This window comes from Streptomyces sp. MK37H (assembly GCF_018035285.1).
In the GTDB taxonomy this organism is placed as follows: Bacteria; Actinomycetota; Actinomycetes; order Streptomycetales; family Streptomycetaceae; genus Streptomyces; species Streptomyces endocoffeicus.
In genome coordinates this window covers 1-3,504 of the sequence record NZ_JAAAYH010000651.1, presented here as the reverse complement: position 1 = coordinate 3,504, position 3,504 = coordinate 1, and the positions used below count along the sequence as shown (strand labels likewise).

The following is a 3,504-nucleotide window of genomic DNA, read 5'->3' as shown; positions in this document are numbered from 1 at the left end:
GGGGCGTAGGGCTCCCGGGTGAACACGAAGGTGCCCAGGTCGAGATGGGCCGGGGCGCCGCCCTCCCCCTCGACCACCCGCAGGGTCTCCCCCGCGTAATAGCCGTCGAGCCCCGTCCAGGTGCCGTCCGGCTCGGCCCTGAAGCGGGAGGCCCGGCCTCCCCCGGTGGCCGGGGACAGCTCCAGTCCGCGGTCCGCGCGCAGCCGCAGGTGATAGGCGCGGGGGCCCCAGTACCAGGGCCCGGTCAGCGCCAGCAGCGCCGGATCGACCTCGGTCAGCGGCCGCCACGGCTCGGGGATACGGGGCTCGTGCTCCGCCACGATCCGTATGAGGTCGGCGGCGATGGCGCCGATCGCCGGCCCCGAGGTGGTGTTGGCCAGCGCGATCCCGGCCAGCCGGTCCTCGGTGCTGACCCACAGCGAGGCCAGGAAGCCGGGCATGGAGCCGGTGTGGCCGTGAAGGAACCGCCCGCCGTGGCGGACGAGCTGCGTCCCCAGGCCGTAGCCGCCGTCCCAGTCCCCCTCCTCGGGGGCGACGGCGGGCGCCCGCATCTCGGCGAGCGACTCCGCGCCGAGCACCCGCTCGTCCCCGTCCAGCAGGAAGGCGGCGAAGCGGGCCAGATCCCCGGCGGTCGACCAGAGCTGTCCGGCCGGGCCCATCCGCCCGGTGTCCTCGGCCGGTTCGGGCAGCAGCACATCCGCCCAGGGGTGCACGGCCCATCCCCCGGCGTGCGGCGCCCGCGGCTCAAGCGATGTACGCCCCATCCCCAGCGGCTCCAGCACCTCATGCGCGAGCACCTCGCCCCAGGGCGCTCCGCGCAGCCGCTCGACCAGCGCGCCGAGCAGTGCGAAACCGGGGTTGGAGTAGTGATGACGGCGGCCCGCGGGGTGGATCAGCGGGCGCTCGCCGAAGATATCGGCCGTCTCGGGCCGCAGCGCCCCGGGCGTGCGCTCCCACCACGGGCCGCGGGCCTCGGCGGCGAGACCCGAGGTGTGGGAGAGGAGCTGGGCCACGGTCGCGCCCTCGGCCTCCGGCACGTCCAGATGCTTGGCCAGCGGATCGCCGAGGTCCAGCACCCCCTCGTCGCGCAGCCGCATCACCAGCACCGCCACAAAGGTCTTGGTCAAGGAGCCGATGCGGTACTGGGTGTCGGCGTCCGGTGCGGATCCGTCCACAGAGCTGCGCGAACCCGTCCACACCAGCTGCCCCTCCCGCACCACGGCCCCCACCAGGGACGGGGCACGGCCCTCGGCCTGGCCGCGGGCAAGGCGCCGCAGCAGGGCACGGCGGGTGGCGGGCAGCGGCTCGGCGAACTCATCCACGTCGGGTGTGGTCATATCGGCACTGTACGGCGAGGGTCCGACAACGGTCAGTCATCGGCCGGCGGCCGCGGAACCCACCAGCCCCGCACCGCGCTCTGGCCTTTACGCCAGGGTCAAGGTCTACCGTCAAGTCATGCGGATCGGAGAGCTGGCCGAACGGGCGGGTACGACCACCCGCACCCTGCGCTATTACGAGTCGCTCGGGCTGCTGCCCGCGCGCCGCACCGGCAATGGTTACCGGTCGTACGACGAGGAGGATCTGCGGCTGCTCCAGCAGATCCGCACGCTGCGGGACTTCGGCTTCGAGCTGGAGGAGACGCGTCCGTTCGTCGAGTGCCTGCGCTCCGGCCATCCGGCCGGTGACTCCTGCCCCGCCTCGCTGGACGTCTACCGGCGCAAGCTCGCCGAGCTGGACGAGTGCATCGCCCGGCTGAGCGCGATCCGGGAGCGGGTCGGGACACAGCTCGTCCAGGCGGAGCGGGCCCGCGCGGAGCTGGAGGCCGCGGCGACGGCGCCCGAAGGGGGCCCGGAGCCGCGCTGCGAGCTGACACCACCCGGCCCGTGAGCCCGCCGTAACCACGACAGCTCCACTCGCACGACAAAGACACCAAGGGAGATATGACATGTCACTGACACACACCGGGGGAGTGGCCACGGTCACGGACGCCACCTTCGCCGAGCAGGTGCTGGCGGCCGAGCTGCCGGTGCTGGTGAAGTTCACCGCCTCGTGGTGCCCCCCGTGCCGGATGATCGCGCCGGTGCTGGCGGAGATCGCTCAGGAGGAGGGCCACCGGCTGAAGGTGGTGTCCCTGGACGTGGACGAGAACCCGTCCACCACCAACGCGTACGGGGTGCTCTCGATGCCGACGCTGATGCTGTTCCGGGCGGGCGAGCCGGTGCGGTCGCTGGTCGGGGCCCGCAGCAAGCGGCGGCTGCTGGAGGAGCTCGGCGAAGCGCTCTGACCCCGTACCTGACGCGATCTGACGTGCGCCGGAGCCGCGGCCGAACCGCCCCTGCTACGTTGGCCGGACATGACCATCAGCGGGGGCGGCCTCAGCGGCCGTGAGCGGCCATCGGGCGGCCGGCAGTGGGGGCGGAAAGGGTGAGGTCAGCGGTGCGCGTCCTGGTGCAGGGGAAACCCGTCGACTCCTATCCGGCACTGCCTCCGGAGGCCGAGCGCGGTTCCCCGCGCCGGATCACCGAGGTCGGTGAGGAGGTGCTGCGCCGCTCCTGCCGCGAGGTGACCGAGTTCGGCACACCCGAGCTGAGCGCCCTCATCGACGACATGTTCCTCACCATGTACATCGCCGACGGCGCCGGGCTGGCCGCCAATCAGGTCGACGTCGATCTGCGGCTGTTCGTCTACGACTGCCCCGACGACCACGGCGTACGACACATCGGCCACATCATCAACCCCGTCCTGGACCAGCCCGACCCGGCCCACCGGCTGCTCATCGAGGAGACCGAGGGCTGTCTGTCCGTACCGGGCGCGCGGATGGACGTACCGCGCACCGACCGCACCGTGGTCCGCGGCGTCGACAAGGACGGCAATCCGCTGGTGATCGAGGGCACCGGCTACTTCGCCCGGTGTCTGCAGCACGAGGCCGACCATCTCTCGGGCCATCTCTACATCGACCGGCTCTCCAAGCGCGACCGCAAGGACGCGCTGCGGCAGATGGCGGACCGTCACGAGGAGGTCCTCGCCCGGCGCGTGGAGAAGGCGACGGCCCTGGGCCACCAGCTCCAGCCCTGACCGGCCGCGGCCACCGCTTACCGCAGCCGTCGCGCTCGCAGCACGGTGTCATGGGTGTGGTGGGTGCCGGCAGGGGCGGGAGCGGTGCGTGGACGGGTCTCGTTGACCACAACCGCCCAGTCGTCGTCGAGCACCCCGGCGACGTCGTCGGGCTGGTAGTAGTCCCCGGGGTCGAAGCCCTGCTCCGGGTGCGGGCTCAGATCGGCGAGGTCATGCGTGGCGAACAGCAGCGTGCCGCCGGGCGCGACGGCACCCAGCAGGCCGCGCAGCGCGCCGTGGTCCGGCTGGCGCTTGAGCGGAAAGTACTGGACCGACACCAGGTCGAAGGCGGCGGCCGGGGGCCGCCTACTGGTCAGATCGGCCCGCGTCCACGCCACCCGGCCCCCAATGTCCGCGCCCGCCGCGGCGGCGCGCTCCAGGGCGACCCGG

5 protein-coding genes are annotated in these 3,504 nt (G+C 72.9%); 3 read left to right on the top strand and 2 right to left on the bottom strand.

The features are described from left to right. The coding region (locus tag GWI24_RS42155; protein WP_210951305.1) for a serine hydrolase at window positions 1–1,337 on the bottom strand (1,337 nt) is incomplete at its 3' end. 118 nt (window positions 1,338–1,455) lie between these two features. Between GWI24_RS42155 and GWI24_RS42150 the strand changes: the two genes are divergently transcribed. The 3 genes from GWI24_RS42150 to def all read left to right on the top strand — a co-directional run bounded on the left by GWI24_RS42150 (window position 1,456) and on the right by def (window position 3,075). Next, entirely contained in the window at window positions 1,456–1,887 is a 432-nt protein-coding gene (locus GWI24_RS42150; protein WP_210951304.1) for a MerR family transcriptional regulator, read from the top strand. Window positions 1,888–1,945: 58 nt separating this feature from the next. Further along, complete coding sequence (gene trxA / locus GWI24_RS42145) at window positions 1,946–2,284, top strand: thioredoxin (protein WP_247617641.1); 339 nt, start codon at window positions 1,946–1,948, stop codon at window positions 2,282–2,284. A 152-nt stretch (window positions 2,285–2,436) separates the two neighbouring features. Next, window positions 2,437–3,075 carry a peptide deformylase gene (gene def / locus GWI24_RS42140; RefSeq protein ID WP_210951303.1) on the top strand — a complete coding sequence of 213 codons (639 nt, stop codon included), beginning with the start codon at window positions 2,437–2,439 and terminating at the stop codon, window positions 3,073–3,075. 17 nt (window positions 3,076–3,092) lie between these two features. Here def and GWI24_RS42135 read toward each other — a convergent pair. After that, a partial coding sequence (locus GWI24_RS42135) for an SAM-dependent methyltransferase (RefSeq protein ID WP_210951302.1) occupies window positions 3,093–3,504 on the bottom strand: 412 nt, incomplete at its 5' end.